Origin of the sequence: Aestuariirhabdus litorea, from assembly GCF_003864255.1 — a bacterium.
Lineage (GTDB): Bacteria > Pseudomonadota > Gammaproteobacteria > Pseudomonadales > Aestuariirhabdaceae > Aestuariirhabdus > Aestuariirhabdus litorea.
On record NZ_QWEZ01000001.1, the window covers coordinates 1119918 to 1134716 of the forward strand.

Annotated in this window: 15 protein-coding genes and 1 riboswitch; of the genes, 2 read left to right on the forward strand and 13 right to left on the reverse strand. The window is 63.2% G+C overall.

Features of this window, described 5'->3' with window-relative positions:
* Window positions 1-19: 19 nt before the first annotated feature.
* From D0544_RS05255 to D0544_RS05285, 7 genes are all read right to left on the reverse strand, one after another.
* Window positions 20-790: a cobalamin biosynthesis protein gene (locus D0544_RS05255; protein WP_125014946.1), complete on the reverse strand. Its 771-nt coding sequence runs from the start codon at window positions 788-790 to the stop codon at window positions 20-22.
* On the reverse strand, window positions 787-1518 hold the full coding sequence (gene cobI / locus D0544_RS05260) for a precorrin-2 C(20)-methyltransferase (RefSeq protein WP_125014947.1): 732 nt from the start codon (window positions 1516-1518) through the stop codon (window positions 787-789). Before cobI ends, D0544_RS05255 begins: the two co-directional genes overlap by 4 nt.
* Window positions 1505-2833 carry a precorrin-6y C5,15-methyltransferase (decarboxylating) subunit CbiE gene (cbiE, locus tag D0544_RS05265; protein WP_125014948.1) on the reverse strand — a complete coding sequence of 443 codons (1329 nt, stop codon included), beginning with the start codon at window positions 2831-2833 and terminating at the stop codon, window positions 1505-1507. The genes cobI and cbiE overlap by 14 nt, the downstream gene beginning before the upstream one ends.
* A complete protein-coding gene (locus D0544_RS05270) occupies window positions 2833-3471 on the reverse strand; it encodes a precorrin-8X methylmutase (protein WP_125014949.1) in 639 nt (212 codons plus the stop codon). Before D0544_RS05270 ends, cbiE begins: the two co-directional genes overlap by 1 nt.
* Before the next feature lie 60 nt (window positions 3472-3531).
* Window positions 3532-4560 (reverse strand): sirohydrochlorin chelatase, encoded by a 1029-nt coding sequence (locus D0544_RS05275; protein ID WP_125014950.1) that lies wholly within the window; start codon window positions 4558-4560, stop codon window positions 3532-3534.
* Window positions 4561-4776: 216 nt separating this feature from the next.
* A complete protein-coding gene (locus tag D0544_RS05280; RefSeq protein ID WP_125014951.1) occupies window positions 4777-5538 on the reverse strand; it encodes a precorrin-6A/cobalt-precorrin-6A reductase in 762 nt (253 codons plus the stop codon).
* A complete protein-coding gene (locus D0544_RS05285; protein WP_125014952.1) occupies window positions 5539-6630 on the reverse strand; it encodes a cobalt-precorrin-5B (C(1))-methyltransferase in 1092 nt (363 codons plus the stop codon). It lies immediately after the preceding gene.
* 228 nt (window positions 6631-6858) lie between these two features.
* Here D0544_RS05285 and D0544_RS05290 point away from each other — a divergent pair, with 228 nt between their 5' ends.
* Window positions 6859-8151 (forward strand): cobyrinic acid a,c-diamide synthase CobB, encoded by a 1293-nt coding sequence (locus D0544_RS05290; protein WP_125014953.1) that lies wholly within the window; start codon window positions 6859-6861, stop codon window positions 8149-8151.
* A gap of 34 nt (window positions 8152-8185) precedes the next feature.
* On the opposite strand, the gene cobO is transcribed toward D0544_RS05290, so the two are convergent.
* The 6 genes from cobO to D0544_RS05320 all read right to left on the reverse strand — a co-directional run bounded on the left by cobO (window position 8186) and on the right by D0544_RS05320 (window position 12807).
* Entirely contained in the window at window positions 8186-8788 is a 603-nt protein-coding gene (gene cobO, locus D0544_RS05295) for a cob(I)yrinic acid a,c-diamide adenosyltransferase (protein ID WP_125014954.1), read from the reverse strand.
* Window positions 8785-9441 carry a vWA domain-containing protein gene (locus D0544_RS05300; protein WP_164880841.1) on the reverse strand — a complete coding sequence of 219 codons (657 nt, stop codon included), beginning with the start codon at window positions 9439-9441 and terminating at the stop codon, window positions 8785-8787. The genes cobO and D0544_RS05300 overlap by 4 nt, the downstream gene beginning before the upstream one ends.
* 35 nt (window positions 9442-9476) lie before the next feature.
* Complete coding sequence (locus D0544_RS05305) at window positions 9477-10517, reverse strand: magnesium chelatase ATPase subunit I (RefSeq protein WP_125014956.1); 1041 nt, start codon at window positions 10515-10517, stop codon at window positions 9477-9479.
* Window positions 10514-11278 (reverse strand): CbtA family protein, encoded by a 765-nt coding sequence (locus D0544_RS05310; RefSeq protein WP_125014957.1) that lies wholly within the window; start codon window positions 11276-11278, stop codon window positions 10514-10516. The genes D0544_RS05305 and D0544_RS05310 overlap by 4 nt, the downstream gene beginning before the upstream one ends.
* A gap of 11 nt (window positions 11279-11289) precedes the next feature.
* Entirely contained in the window at window positions 11290-11481 is a 192-nt protein-coding gene (locus D0544_RS05315) for a CbtB domain-containing protein (RefSeq protein ID WP_125014958.1), read from the reverse strand.
* 43 nt (window positions 11482-11524) lie between these two features.
* Window positions 11525-11739: riboswitch (cobalamin riboswitch) on the reverse strand.
* An 84-nt stretch (window positions 11740-11823) separates the two neighbouring features.
* Entirely contained in the window at window positions 11824-12807 is a 984-nt protein-coding gene (locus tag D0544_RS05320) for a GlxA family transcriptional regulator (RefSeq protein WP_125014959.1), read from the reverse strand.
* A gap of 158 nt (window positions 12808-12965) precedes the next feature.
* Here D0544_RS05320 and D0544_RS05325 point away from each other — a divergent pair, with 158 nt between their 5' ends.
* Window positions 12966-14798 carry a beta-ketoacyl synthase gene (locus D0544_RS05325; protein ID WP_125014960.1) on the forward strand — a complete coding sequence of 611 codons (1833 nt, stop codon included), beginning with the start codon at window positions 12966-12968 and terminating at the stop codon, window positions 14796-14798.
* Window position 14799 lies beyond the last annotated feature (1 nt).

The following is a 14799-nucleotide window of genomic DNA, read 5'->3' on the forward strand; positions in this document are numbered from 1 at the left end:
TAGAAAATCATTTTCAAGCTCATTCCCGGTAGCTGCGAGCCAGTGCACAGGTGGCGCGCCGGTTTTTATGTTTGCTGATCACCAGCTCCGCGGGGTTGCCCGTGCTGGCTGATGCTTGCAGTAGCGCGGCGGCTTCGGCCACCCCATAGCAGCCAACCTCCCGGAAGACGATCTCGGAGCGTTCGCTCAGTTTCGACTCAACGCTGCGAAGCTCCAGTGCGCCGAAGTGGTTGAGGGGTAGCCGGCGGCTTTCACAAAAGGCCAGCAGGCCCACTTCGTCGGCTTTCAGGTCGATGCTAGCGATGCCGTCGATGCTGTCGAGGTCGATGTTGTGGCGGGCGAGCGTATCGCTTACCAGGGACTCGATCAGCTCGGCGGGACAGCCCCGGTCACAGCCAATACCCAGGCTGTAGTAGGGGCGCTGGTAACCCTGGGCGGTGGTGTAAACCAGCTGCGCTCCCAGTCGATTGGCCAGTTCATTGCCCCAGGCGTTGGCACCCCCTTCGTGGCCCGAGAGCAGGGGGATAATCCAGCGTCCGTTCTCGTCGGCGACCAGAACCGGTGGATCCTCATGTTTGTTGCGCAGTACAGGGGCCAGGGTACGCACCGCGATACCGGTGGCGCAGATCAGGAACAGACGATCGCCTCGAACGAAGCGCTGTTGCAGGGTGGTGCTGAAATCCTGCGGCCGGTGCAGGTGCTCGGCAGTGGGCATCAATGCCAGCAGACGCCTGGCCAGGCGTGCCCCCTCGTCCGTCAGGCTGATAATGCAGGTGGTTGTGCCCCTCATCGTAGTGGGCGCTCCCGGCGGGTGATCAGCAGCAGTGAAAAGTAGGGGCCGGTGGTACCGCTAAGGCTGCCCAGGTCATGAACGATTCGCTGGTCGTCGTGCCCGATGCGCTCCAGGTAAACGCCATCGCCAAGGCGCCCGCTGGCTTCCAGCAGGGACAGCAGCCGCGGTAGCTGGGGTCCCGCCTTCAGCAGGGCAACGCTGTGGAAGCGGGTGAGGGCATCACCGATGGCTTGATCCGTTGTGCGCGCGCTGAGCACGGCCAGGTTTTCATCGATCAGGGTGAGGGGAATGCCGACGGCGGCGCTGGCGGCGCTGACTGAGGTGACGCCGGGAATGATGCTGCAGGGGAAACGCTCCTGCAGGCGGCTTTGCATGTAAATGAAAGAGCCAAAGAAGAGCGGGTCCCCCTCGCACAAAAACACCGCGTTCCCCCCCTGGCCAAGGTGCTCGCTGATCTGCTCTGCGGCGCGGTCGTACTGAAGGTTGATCTGTTTGCGATCTTTGCTCATGTTGAGCGGGATCGGCAGTTCGCATTGCTGTGGATTGCGCTCGGGCATTGCCAGCGCCTCGCGGGCGATATGGCGACCGAGGGAGAAACCTTCGGGGTTTTGGATGTACACCAAAAGGTCCGCAGCGGCGATGGCGCGGACGGCTCTCAGGGTCAGCAAGTCGGGTGCGCCGGGGCCAACGCCCACACCGGTGAAGGTGCCACTAGCAAGGCTCATTAGAGGGCTCCGGGTTTGGGGTGTAGGGTTTGTGGACAGACAGTAGCAGGACCGGGGCTTTGGGACGCAACACCAGATGGCTGCCCAGGGTCTCTCCGCGCGACACCTGCACCTGCACCCATTCGCACTCGATGGTACTCAGGGTGTCGCTGGCGCAGAAATTCATGAGGTCGACACGGCTCTGCTCGGTGACCGCACTGGCCACCAACCGCCCACCGGGCAGGAGTTGCTGCCAACAGTACTCGAGCAGGCTGTAGAGGGCTCCCTCACTGCCACCGATAAAAACGGCATTGGGACGGGGGAGACTGTGCAGGGCGTTGGGGGCGGTACCCTCTACTACCCGCAAGTTGGCGTCGACCCCGAACTGGTCACGGTTGTGACGCAGGTAATCGATGCGGCGGTTGTGGTGCTCGACCGCGTAGACCTGCCCCAAAGGGTTCCAGCGAGCCCACTCCACGGCGAGGCCACCACAACCGGCGCCCACATCCCAACCCACATCCCCGGCCCGGGGTTGCAGCAGACTGAGGGCATTGAGACGGACCTCGCGCTTGCTGATCATGCCGCGACCGGGGAGATCTCCGGTGGAGAACAGGTGGTCGGGAATGCCGGGAAACTCCGGCTGCACTCCGCCCTCACCACGGGTGTGGACGATGGTGACATGCAGGGGATCGACCTCCAGGTTGCCCTTGAGCGCCAGCAGCTCGGCGACGGAGAACGTCCGTATTCGCTCCGTCGGCGTTTCCAGTGCCTCGCATATCCAGATTTGGGACTCTTCAAGGCGTGCCGTATGCAGCTCTCGGGCGATCGCCTGGGGCTGGCTGCGGTGGTCGGTGAGCAATGCGAGCAGGCGCCCGCTGCCGAGCCTGGACCGCAACCGTTGTAGTGGGCGGCCGTGAAGGCTCACCACTCGAGCATCCTGCCAGCAGAGGCCAAGGCGGCTGAACGCGAGTTGTATGCTGGACAGAGCTGGTAGAAACCTCAGGTCAGCTTGCGCCAAAGTACGGCCCAGGTAACCGCCAATGCCGTAGTAGAGAGGATCGCCCGAGGCAAGCAGTACCACCCGCTTGCCGTTGTGGTGTTCCAACAGCGTACGCAGCTCTCCGAGTGGACTGGGATAGGGGCGGGTTTTCGCCTTGGGGTTGTGCCCCAGAACCGCCTCCAGGTGACGCTCGGAACCGATGATCAACTCTGCCTGCTGCAGCGCCTCAAGGGCGGCCGGCTCAAGTGGAGCGGGGATCTTGCCGCTGAGGCCGATCACCGTTAGCGGCGGGCCTGTCCAGTCGATCCGTGGGGTGGTGGGGGGAGAACCGGCCATCAGTAGCGCTCCCCGATACGAATACGGGCCAGGGCATTGAGGGCTGAAACCGCCAGCGCGCTGCCTCCGCGTCGACCCAGCAGGGTAATGCAGTTTACGCCGAGCCTCTGCTGCGCCTTCCACAGGGCTGCTTTGGACTCCTCGGCGCCGACGAAACCGACCGGCATGCCGATCACCAGGGCGGGTTTGGCCTCGCCGGCGGCCAGCATCTCCAGCAGGCGAAAGAGGGCAGTCGGGGCGTTGCCGATCACCACGATGGCCCCCTCCAGCAGGGGCGGCCAGTGCTCCAGCGCCGCCATGGTGCGGGTCTCTCCCAGGGCTTTGGCGCGCTCACCGATGCCCTCTGCGTTGAGGAAACAGTGGGTCGGGTTGTGGATGTAGCGCCGGGTCAGGCCGTGACGCACCATCTCCACATCGCAGAGGATGGGCACCTCCCGCCCAAGGGCCTGCAGCCCCGCCTCGACGGCCCCCGCCGACAGGCGCAGCCCATCGACAACCGCCGGTTCGCCGCAGGTGTGCACCAGTCGCATGGCAATCTGGGCCTCATCCGCGGAGAAGGCGCTGAGGTCGGTCAGCGCACGAATCTGGCGGAAGGATTCGTGCTCGATGGCGACGGGGTCTTTCTGGTAGTCGTACATGGGCAATGGCGGCTCAGGACTTGGGTGGGCGACGGGTGTGGGCGTCCGCAGGCTGACGGGTTAACCCCCCTGAACCTTTGGGTCCGGAGTGGGCTGATGGTCATGCTCGCTATGGCTATGGCTATGGCTATGGCTATGGCTATGGCTATGGCTATGGCTATGGCCGTGGTGGTGATGGTGGCCATGATCGTGGTCGTGATCATGATCGGTACCGGCGCCGCGCACATGGTGGTGGTGGCCCTCCTGGGGCTGGCCCACCTTGTGCTCGGAACCGATGATCTGTACCCGGTACTGGCACATCTGGCAGTTCATGTTGCCAGTGCCCTGTTCCGTCTCCTCCATACGCTCGATAAAGGTCTCGAGCACCAGGGGGTGATCATTGAGGTAGGGGGCTTTGACCACCTGTACTTCGGGGTGCTGCTGCTGGTATTCATCGGCCACCCGGTAGATCATCTTGACCAGGCGCCCGGTGAAGAGGAAGTAGGGGAATACGATCACCCTTTTGAAACCGAGGCGGTGGCTGCGGGCCAGAGCTTCATCCACCAGTGGGGCGGTGACACCGCTGTAACCGGTCACGGCCCAGCCGAAACCCATCCCCTCCTCGAGGATTCGGGTGATCTTGGAGATATTGGAGTTGGCATCCGCATCGGAGGCGCCACGACCGATCACCACCAGCAGGGTCTCCTTGCGATCGTAATCGTTGCCAAACGCCTTTTCCGCCTCTTCGATGCGCTCGCGGGCGGCCTGGATCATCTTCGGGTGGACCCCCAGGTCGGTGCCGTAGGTGATCTCAAGGTCGTCGAACTGGGCTTGCAGGGTGTTGAGTTCGCTGGGGATGTCGTTCTTTGCGTGGCCGGCGGCCATCAGCATGCCGGGGATCGCGGTAATGCGGGTGGCACCCTGTTGGCGTAGGGTTTCAACGCCATCGCTGATCAGGGGACGGGCAAACTCCAGAAAGCCGGTGGCGCACAGGCGCTCGGGATAGCGTGCCTGCAGGTGACGGGTCAGTTGCTGGAACTCTTCGATCGCTTCCAGGTCACGGGATCCGTGGCCAACAACAAGCAGGGCGGGTTTTGGGTTTTGGGTCATGGGGTTCACTGAATAGGTGTCGGTGGGGGCGGCTGCTTAATGCACAACCGCTCACCCCTCGAAGGTGACTGGGTATTAAGGTTAGATGCTCTATTTTAACACTTCTTGGCGGTGCAGGCAGCGGGATAAATCGCCTGCGGATGGTTGATTTTCATAAACCCATGAGGGGCATTGCACAATGGTGGCGCGGGCCTGGGGGGAAGTGCACCAGTCAACCTATTGCGGAGGACGCTCAAGGGCATTGAGCAGTGCCTCGGGCGAGGAGTACTCACGATCGGCAGCCACCAGTGGCGGCCGCTGGAGCAGGATGATGGGTATCCCCAGTTGGTGGGCCGCCTTGAGCTTATTGTCCATCAGGCTGCCACCACTGTTCTTGGCCACCAGCAGGTCCGCCCGGTGGAGGCGAAACATCTGCTCTTCGTGGGCGAGGGAGAAAGGGCCGATCGCCTGGACCTGGTCGATGCGATCCTGATCGGTGTTGATGCCGATGGCACTGCGTACCAGCCAACGCTGATGGGGTAGGGGCTTGAGGCGTGCGGCGGGGATCTGGCCGAGGGTGAAGACGGGTTTCTTGAAGTGGGGAAGCAGGCGGGCGAGGGCATCCCAGTTCTCCAGCTGTTGGAAGGGGAGCTCAGGGGTACTCTGCCAGGCGGGCCTCAGGTAGCGCCAGCAGGGGATCGCCAGTGCGCGACAGGCACTGACCGCGTGACGACTGATCTGCTCGGCATAGGGGTGGGTGGCGTCGATCACCAGCTCGGTATGCTGTTGCCTAAGCCAGTGGGTCAGCCCGCTCACCCCCGGGTGGGCCGAGGTCAGGTCGGTGCAGTATTGTGAGAAGCCGCCGCTGATCTGCTCGCACACCAGCTCGGCCTGACGCACCCGGCCTGCGATGGAGTAGACCGGTAGATGGCCAGCGTCCTGCAGGCCCTGGACGAGTCCTTTGGCTTCATTAATTCCTCCGAGCAGCAGTATCCTCATCTATCCGGAGCTCCCCAGTAGCTGGCCTTCACGGTCAAAGGCCCAGACATCGATGGCGACCTCGCTGCGGCTGATACGCTGGGCCTGGTGGCGAGCATCGGCACAGATGCGGTCGGCGATGGGAAGTGACGCCTGTTGGCAGAGTTGCAGGGCATGCAGGCTGCTGTTGGCAGCAAGGATCTGCTGGAAGAGACTGTCGGAGCCGCCAATGGCACGGGCGCGGCCGGCAATGCTGGCCAGGTCGATGCTGCTGTGGCGGCTGTGCAGGTCGAGGTGCCCCTCGGCCAGTTTACTGAGCTTGCCAAAGCCGCCGGCGATGCTGAGGCGCCGGATCCCGGTTTTGTGCAGGTGTTTGAGGGCCGCACCCACGAAATCGCCGATCTCCACCAGCGCGATCTCCTCCAGCCCCAGCAGGGTTTTGATGCCGCGCTCGCTGTTGCTGCCGGTGCACAGGGCGATATGGTGATAACCGTTGCTGGCGGCTACATCCATTCCCTGATGGATACTGGCGATGTAGGCGGAGCAGGAGAAGGGGCGGACGATACCGGTGGTGCCCAGGATCGACAGGCCGCCGACAATTCCGAGCCGCGGGTTCATGGTGCGGGTCGCGAGCTGGGCGCCGTTTTCGACACCAATCTCGACCACAAAGCCGCCGCTGTAACTCTTTTCCCGGGCCAGCCGCTCCAGGTGCTCGCTGATCATGCGGCGGGGGACCGGGTTGATGGCGGGTTCGCCGGGGGGAATGGGGAGCCCCGGCAGGGTGACCCTGCCGACCCCTTCGCCCGCCACAAACCGAACGCCGGGGGTGGCGACCAGGGCGACCCGGGAGAAGAGGGTGGCACCGTGGGTAACATCGGGGTCGTCGCCGGCGTCCTTGATGGTGGCCACTTCGATTCGTCCATCGTCCAGCAGGCGCTGGCGCGTGAGGGGCAAGGCAACCCGCTGGCCGCGGGGGAGGGTGATCTCAAGTTTGGCTTCGAGGGATTCGCCGAGCAGCAGGCTGGCCGCTGCCAGCGCCGTGACGGTCGCACAGGCACCGGTGGTATAGCCGTGGCGAAGCGGTCGTGCCTGTTCGGGGCTCTCTTCCCTCATGATCTCCTGATCGACGGCCAGTGGAGGCTGGGACCGTCACACGCTGAATTTTAACAGGCAGTTTACAGGCTTTTGGCGCCGGGGAGTTAGCGCTGAAAGTCACCTGTGCCGCCGGGTGGTTGCCGTTACCCCGGGTGACTGTTAAGGTCGTTTCGTTTTTGCGCCCTGGCATTGAACCCCCGTGTCCCCGGTGCCCACTTCGCCTGCTGTCGCTGACCTGGAACCCTTATGTCGCACTCCTGTCCCGCCATCCTTATTGCCGCCCCTGCCTCCAACCAGGGCAAGACCACGGTGACCGCTGCCCTGGCCCGACTGCACTCCAACCTGGGGCGGCGGGTGCGGGTCTTTAAAGCCGGCCCCGACTACCTTGACCCCATGATTCATGAGCAGGCCTCGCGAAATCCGGTGGATAGCCTGGACCTGTGGATGGTGGGTCCCGATCGCTGCCGGGAGTTGCTCTATGAAGCAGCGAAAGTGAGTGACCTTATTATTATCGAGTGCGGCATGGGGCTCTACGACGGGACCCCTTCCAGTGCTGACCTGGCTCGTGAGTTCGGGGTGCCGGTACTGGCGGTGATCGATGCCCGCTCGATGGCACAAACCTTTGGGGCGCTGGCCTACGGCCTGGCCCATTACCAGCCTAACCTCCCCTTTGCGGGGGTGTTGGCCAATCGTGTAGGCAGTGCCAACCATAACCAGATGCTGGAGACGAGCCTGCCCGAGGGTATTCGCTATTTTGGCGGTATCCCTCGCGATGAGCGCATGCAGTTGCCTTCGCGCCACCTGGGGTTGGTGCAGGCCTCGGAGGTGGCCGAGCTGGAGCAGATGCTTGAGCAGGGGGCTGCGGTACTGGCGGAGGCAGGCATCACCGAGCTCCCCGACCCGGTCTCCTTTGCCCCGCCTAGGGTGACGCTAGAGTTGCCACACACACTAAACGGGGTACGGATCGGCCTGGCCTGCGATGCCGCCTTTAGTTTTATCTACCCCCGCAACCGGGGTTGCTTGCAAGCGATGGGGGCCGAGCTGGTTGAGTTCTCTCCCCTGGCCGATACGACCTTGCCGGAAGTCGATGCACTCTGGCTGCCGGGCGGCTATCCGGAATTGCACCTCGACGCGTTAGCCGCTAACCGGACCATGCTGAACGCAGTTGCAGATTTTTGCCGGTCGGGTAAGCCGGTGCTGGCGGAGTGTGGTGGGATGCTCTATCTGACCCGCACCCTCAGCTGCGGTGAGACCACTGCCGCCCTCTGCTCCGTATTGGAGACCGATGCGCGGTTGGAGAGCCGACTGCAGGGGCTCGGGTTACAGTTCATCGAATGGCCCGAGGGGAGCGTGCGGGGGCATACCTTCCACCACTCATCGATGGACGACGCCCCGTTGGCCCGATGGAAGCAGGCGGTGCGCCAGAAAAATGGCCAGCCGGGGGAGTGGTTCTATCAACAGGGGGGGGTAAGGGCCTCCTACCTGCACCTCTATTTCGAGTCGGCCCCCGCAGCGATCGCCAGCTTTTTCCGCGGCTAGCGGGGACTCTTGCCTGCCCCTGAGCCCTTAGGGGTTACCATTCAATTCCGGGCTGCGCTTTGACCCCGGCGCGAAACGCATGCTTTTCATCCTGAACCACGCTGATGGTGTCAGCGATCTCGGCAATCTCCCGCGCCAGGGTACGACCGGTGATGATCACGTTCATGTGGGGCGGGCGCTTCTGGAGAGAGGCCACCACGCGATTGACGTCGAGGTATTTGTACTTGAAGAGATAGGTGATCTCGTCGAACACCAGTAGCTGGTAGCTGGGGTCCTGCAACATACGGTCGGCGATCGCCCAGGCCTTCTCCGCCGCTTCTATATCCTGCGCCCGGTTCTGGGTCTCCCAGGTAAATCCGGTTCCCATAACATGAAAATCAACACCGGGGTGCTGGCCAAAGAAGAGCTGCTCACCGGTTTCGATGCGACCCTTGATGAACTGCACCACCCCGCATTTCTGGCGGTGACCCAGGGCGCGGGCCATGGTGCCGAAGGCGGAGCTGCTTTTGCCTTTACCGTTGCCCTTGAGGGCGATCAGTACCCCGCGCTCCTCCTGGGCCTGATCGATACGGGCGTCGACCACCTCTTTGAGACGGGCCATTTTTCGCTGGTGTTTCTGTTCAATCTCGTCGCTCATCGGTCGCTCCAATAGGTGAGTTGTTCAAGGGGCAGGTGGCGAGCCCCCAGTTGTTGTGCGAGCAGGGGGCCACGGTTCAGTCGTACCGGACCCATCTCGGTGTCGATCAGGGTGGCGCTCACCCCGGAGGGGAGGCCGGCGAGGCTGTCCTGGCTGCGGCAATCCGAGACCAGGAACAGCTGCTGGATCTCCCGCGGATGACGGCGGGCTTCGCGCTCCAGCAGCTCAACGCCCTGCTGCAGGGCCTCGCGCAGCGGCGTGCCTCCCCCGGCCTGGAGTCGCTGCAGCAGCGAGTGGATCCGTTTGGGGGCGCGTCCCGGTGGTAGCAGCAGCTGAACCTGTTGGTTGCCGAACTGGATCAGGGCCACGCGCTGGCGCTGTTGGTAGCTGGCGTCGATCAACCCCTGCACGACCCCGAGGGCCTGCTGCAGGTTTTGCTGTTGCAGGGTAGAGCCCGAACTGTCCAAAAGGATCAGGTTAAGGGTGGAGCGGCGTTCACGCTTTGCCCTTCGCACCAGTTGCTGCAGGGGACGTCGGGCGCGGTTGTCGGGATGGGTAAGGGAGGCCGGCCAGTGGATGCTGCTTCCCTGAAAAGTTGTCCCTCTGGCCTGGCCGAGCCCGTTGAGCGCTGCCCTTGAGTGAGGCTGGGTCATGCCCCGAGACTCAGCGGTTACAGGGCTCTTTGGCGTCAGGGCTTTTTTTTTTCGGCCACCGGGTCGAGGCGGCGGCGGTAACCCGGGTGCACGGAGCTGGGCGGCATCTGCCCCCATTGGCCGCCGCTGGCGTCTTGTTCCACCGGCAGTCCACTACCCCGGGAGGGGGCGTCCACTGAGTCGGGCTCGTCACCCTGCGGAGGCGGGGTGGTGGGCGCGTGCTGAGGTTGCGGATCACTCCGGTGAGCCAGCACCAGCGGCTGAACCCGATCCAGGTGCTCGTTAGTTACCCGGGGCTCGCCTTGCCAGGCAGCGCAGGCGCGAGCGGCACGGTAAAAGGTGATGTCGGCCCGCAGTCCATCCACCGCCGCCTCGGCGCAGCGGCGAGCGATGTCGGCCTGCATCGCATCGGGAACCTCGATGCTGGCAAGCGCCGCCCGACCGCGCGCAATCTCTGCGGTGAGGGCCTGTTGCTGTTGATGGTAGCGGGCGCAGAAGCCGGCAGGGTCGTCATCGAAGGCGATCCGCTGGCGTACGATGGCGACCCGGGTATCGGCATCGTAGCGGGCGTTGAGCTGGACACAGAGCCCAAAGCGGTCAAGCAGCTGTGGGCGCAATTCGCCTTCGTCGGGGTTCATGGTGCCGATCAGGGTAAAGCGGGCGCTGTGCTGGTGGGAGATACCGTCTCGTTCCACATGGTTTATACCGGAGGCAGCGGCATCCAGCAGCAGGTCGACCAGGGGGTCCGGCAGCAGGTTGACCTCGTCTACATAGAGCACTCCGCCATCGGCCTTGCCCAGCAGCCCCGGCTGGAAGCTGACCCGGTTCTCATTGAGGACCTGCTCGAGATTAAGGCTTCCCACCAACTGCTCCTCGGTGGCGCCCAAAGGCAGGTTGACGAAGTGCTCGTCATTGCCAAGCAGGTCAGCCAGCCCCCTTGCCAGGGTGCTTTTGGCGCTCCCGCGGGGGCCCGAAATCAACACCCCGCCGATGCGGGGGTCGAGGGCACAGAGCAGAAGCGCCTGTTTGAGGGGCTCCTGGCCAACAATAGCGCTGAAGGGGAAACGGTACGTCATGCCGGCGCTGGTCCTTCCGCCGACAGGGGGGCGCGTGCTACCAGCCAGCAGCAGGCGGCACCCAGGGCCAGCCAGTAAAGAGCATTGGTGATGCCGGTGGCCCAGATGAACTGGGTATGCAAGCTGTGAAGCGCCGCCAGGGCGGTGGGGTCGGGGTGCGTAAAATGGGGTCCCATTACCTGAGGAGCTCCCACCAGGTGCGGCAGGAACAGGGGGATGAGCGCGAGGAATTTCCACTTCAGGGGGCCCAGAACGATCTGGACCAGGGCCACGGCGGTTGAGCTGGTGCAGAGCAACCACCACAGCTGGCGAGCCTCCAGGTCGGCGGCCACCATGCCCGGTAGTTCGGGGGGCAGGCCAAGGGAGGGAGCGGCAAAAAAGATCAGAAATCCGGCGGTTCCCCAGGCCAGGCCACCAGGCAAACCGGGCTGCGGCCAGCGCCCCGCCAGTTGACCGGCGCGGATCGCAGCGATCAGGATCAGGGCAAAGCCAAAGGCGGCAAGGCTGTTTGAAAGCAAGGTGAAAAAGTGTCGTTCCAGCCCATCCTGCGGAGCCCACTCATCAACCTGGTGATGCCCGGGGGCGGCTTCACTGTGGCTGTGGTCGCTGGTCGCTGCGTGGCTAGTGGTCCCGGCAAGCTCATACTGCTCCGCCTGCAGGATCAGAGGCGTTACCCCCAACTGCTGGAGCAGGGTCAACAACAGCCCGGCAAACAGGGCCGCGGCCAGTGCCTGATAAACAGTCTGGCGAAAAAGTTTCATGGGTTAGCCCCTTAGTGGCAGGGGAAAACGTGGGAGTGTCGGCTATCGTGGGCAGCGTTGTGGGCAACGGCCGTCGGCAGGAACCCGGCCGCATAGATCACCACCGAACCGAGCAGCAGGGCCGCCAACAGGGGGCGAAGAGCCTGGCTTTTCGCGCGCGCACGGGAGGATTCGATGGGGGAGGATTCGGTGGTTGTATGCATAGTGGACTCCGTGCTTGCACCCGAGCAGTTCAGTAGGAATAAGAGTAGCGTACTTTCGCAGGCCGGTATCCGGGCTTGCGAGCGCCTCGTACAGCGATCTGCGCTGTAGGTCGGGCAGTTTCCGCCTTCCCGCACAAGGCAGTGGCGTTTTGGAAACCGTTGCGCTCGATTACCGTTGCGGGGACAGCCCAGGCCTCGTTCTGCGAACGCCCTGGTTCCCGTTTAACCTGTGACGGCACCTGCAAGGCGCTACGGTACTCCAGTCGGGCCCTTTTTTGAAGGGGCGGGCCGCCTGATATTGAGAATTATTCATGGCCTGGTGAACGCTACGGAGCGTGAGTTTCAGAGCGAGAACAGCTTACTGCGGACGCTGCGCCGGAAATCACTGGGGGTGACCCGCTCCTGGCGCTTAAAGCTGCGGGCAAAGTAGGCATCGTCGTTGAAGCCGCAGGCCGCAGCGATCGCGTTGATATCCAGGTCTGAGTGGCGCAACAGCTCTTTGGCGGCCTCGATCCGCAGGCGCAGTAGGTACTGGCGGGGGCTGAGCCCGGTGGCCGCACGAAAGCGGCGGTTGAAGGTGCGCAGGCTCATGTCAGCCTGGGCGGCCATCTGCTCGCTGTTGATTTCACGGGCATGGTTATCCTGAAGCCACTGCTGCACTCGAATGATGGCTTCGTCGGGATGATTGCGGGCATCGCTGAGGGAGTAGTAGATCTGGTCGTAGGACTTGCGGATCTCACGGGAAAACTGCTGTTCAACCCGGGAGGCGATGTCGCGATCGTAGAACTGCTCGATGATGTGCACCATCAGGTCCGCCACAGAGTTGACGCTGCCGGCGCAATAGAGCCCCTCGGCCTCGGTGATGAAATGGTCTCGCTGCAGGTGGACCCTGGGGTAGCGTTCGCTGAAACGGTCAAAGTAGTACCAGTGGGTGGTGGCAGGGCGACCGTCGAGCAGGCCGCTTTCCGCCAGCAGGCAGACCCCGGTACCGGCGGCGCAGAGCACCGCTCCCCCACGATGTTGGCGCGCCAGCCACTTCACCAGCGGGGAGCAGTGACGGAGTACTGGGACCGGGTTGCGCCACAGGGCGGGCACCAGCACCAGGTCACTGGTTTGCACCTGGTCGATGGTTGTGTCGGGCAGGATACGCAGGCCCCCGGCCATCAGGATGCTCTCTGGTCCCATCGCGGCCACCTGGATCTGCAGGGGGGAGTGGGGTGTGTGGCTGAGGTGGCGATAGCTGTCGGCGGCGTGCAGCATCTCCATCGGCAGGGAAACGCTGGTGCCCAGCATCTGGGGTACGGCAATGACGGTCACCTGTGGCATGGGTCTCAGTCGCGCACTTATTCGGAAGGAGTTGGCCTACTAATACTATAAAATGGCCGAATGGTCCAATCGTTGTGGGTGGCGCAGAATTAAACTAGATAGCCTATAGACACGCATCCAGCGCCGCCCCCGAGTGGCGACACACGAAGGAGAGTCCCTTGGTTAAACTGCCCGTTATCATTGGAATGGGAGGCATTGGTCCGGCCGGCCGGACCTCCTGCCACCATGCCTATCGTCGCATGGTGATTGAGAAGCTGTCGGCTTCTGACGCCGAGTCGACCCTTCAATCACTGGCCCAACTGATGGGGCAGCGCGAAACCCCCTCCGATGCCCAGCAGCTTCTGGCCGGGACCCTGGTTCGCAAGCTGGAAAACAACCTGTTCGATCCCGAGGCGATCCCCCTGCACAAGGCCTTCGGTGCCGATAAAGGCTCTTCGCTGCTGGTCAACAAGAAGCGGGTCGGCACCCCGGTCCCCGACCATTGGGACGTGAGTGAACACGACAAGTTGCGGGTGCGCATCGACCTCAATGACAGCCAGCCGCTGCTGGTTCCCATTACCCGTCGTTCCACCATCAACTCGGCGGGTCAGCTCCCCAGCGGTTTCGACCCCTCGGTGCTGTACCAGTCCCGCAACCACCCCCGTGGGTTGCAGATGAGCGTCTATGGTGCTTCCGATGCGATCTCCTCGCTGGGGTTTGACTGGGAGCGGGTCAAGCAAAGTGTTGCCCCCGACCAGATTGCGGTCTACGCCGGTAGCGGCATGGCCCAGCTCGATTACAACGGCGTGGGGGGGATGTTGCAGGCGCGCCTGTTGGGTAAGCGGGTCACCTCCAAGCAGTGCCCGCTGGGGTTGGCGGAGATGCCTGCCGATTTTATCAACGCCTATGTGCTGGGTAGTGTCGGTGCCACCGGCACCAATATGGGCGCCTGCGCCACCTTTCTCTACAACCTCAGCCAGGCCATGGAGGATATTCGCAGCGGACGTCGTCGTATTGTGCTGGTGGGTAATGCGGAAGCGCCGCTGGTGCCTGAGGTGTTCGAAGGCTACGGCAACATGGGGGCGCTTGCGACCGACGACGAGTTGCGGGAGCTCGATGGCTTGTCCGCCTCCGATGCGGTGAACCATCGTCGTGCCTGCCGTCCCTTCTCGGGTAACTGTGGTTTCACACTGGCGGAGTCAGCGCAGTTTTTCGTGCTCTGCGACGATGAGCTGGCGCTGGAGCTGGGTGCCAATATCTATGGCTCGGTCGCGGATGTATTCGTCAATGCCGACGGCTTCAAAAAGTCGATCTCGGGTCCCGGTCTCGGCAACTACATCACCGTAGCCAAGGCGATGGCTGTGGCGCGGGCGATTCTCGGCGAGAAGGGGTTGCAGCGCTGCATGGTACAGGCCCATGGCACGGGCACACCGCAAAACCGGATCACCGAATCCCACATCCTCAACGAGGCCGCCAAGGCGTTTGGTATCCAGCAATTACCGGTGACGGCGATTAAGTCTTATGTGGGGCACTCGCTGTCGGCCGCGGCGGGGGATCAGCTGGCCGCTACTCTGGGCAGCTGGCAGTACGGGCTGATTCCCGGCATCACCACCATCGACCACCTGGCTGAGGATGTTTACCAGGATCAGTTGCGCTTTTTGATGCAGCACGAAGAGATCAACGCTGAAGAGCTGGATGTTGCTTTCCTCAACTCCAAGGGGTTTGGTGGCAATAACGCCACCGGGGCCATCCTGGCTCCCCACGTGACCCGCGACATTTTGCTCAAACGCCATGGCAAGGCGGCCCTGGAGAAGCACCGGGCGCTTAATGAGTCGACCCTTGAACGCCAGGCGCAATACGATGCCGCTTGCTCGCGGGGCGAGGTGAGCCCGATCTACCAGTTTGGCGAAGGGGTACTGGGTGGTGAGGATATCGACTTTGCCGGCGACGAGCTACGGATCCCGGGGTACAGCAAGCCGGTCAACCTGAAGCTGAATAACCCTTACGAATAGT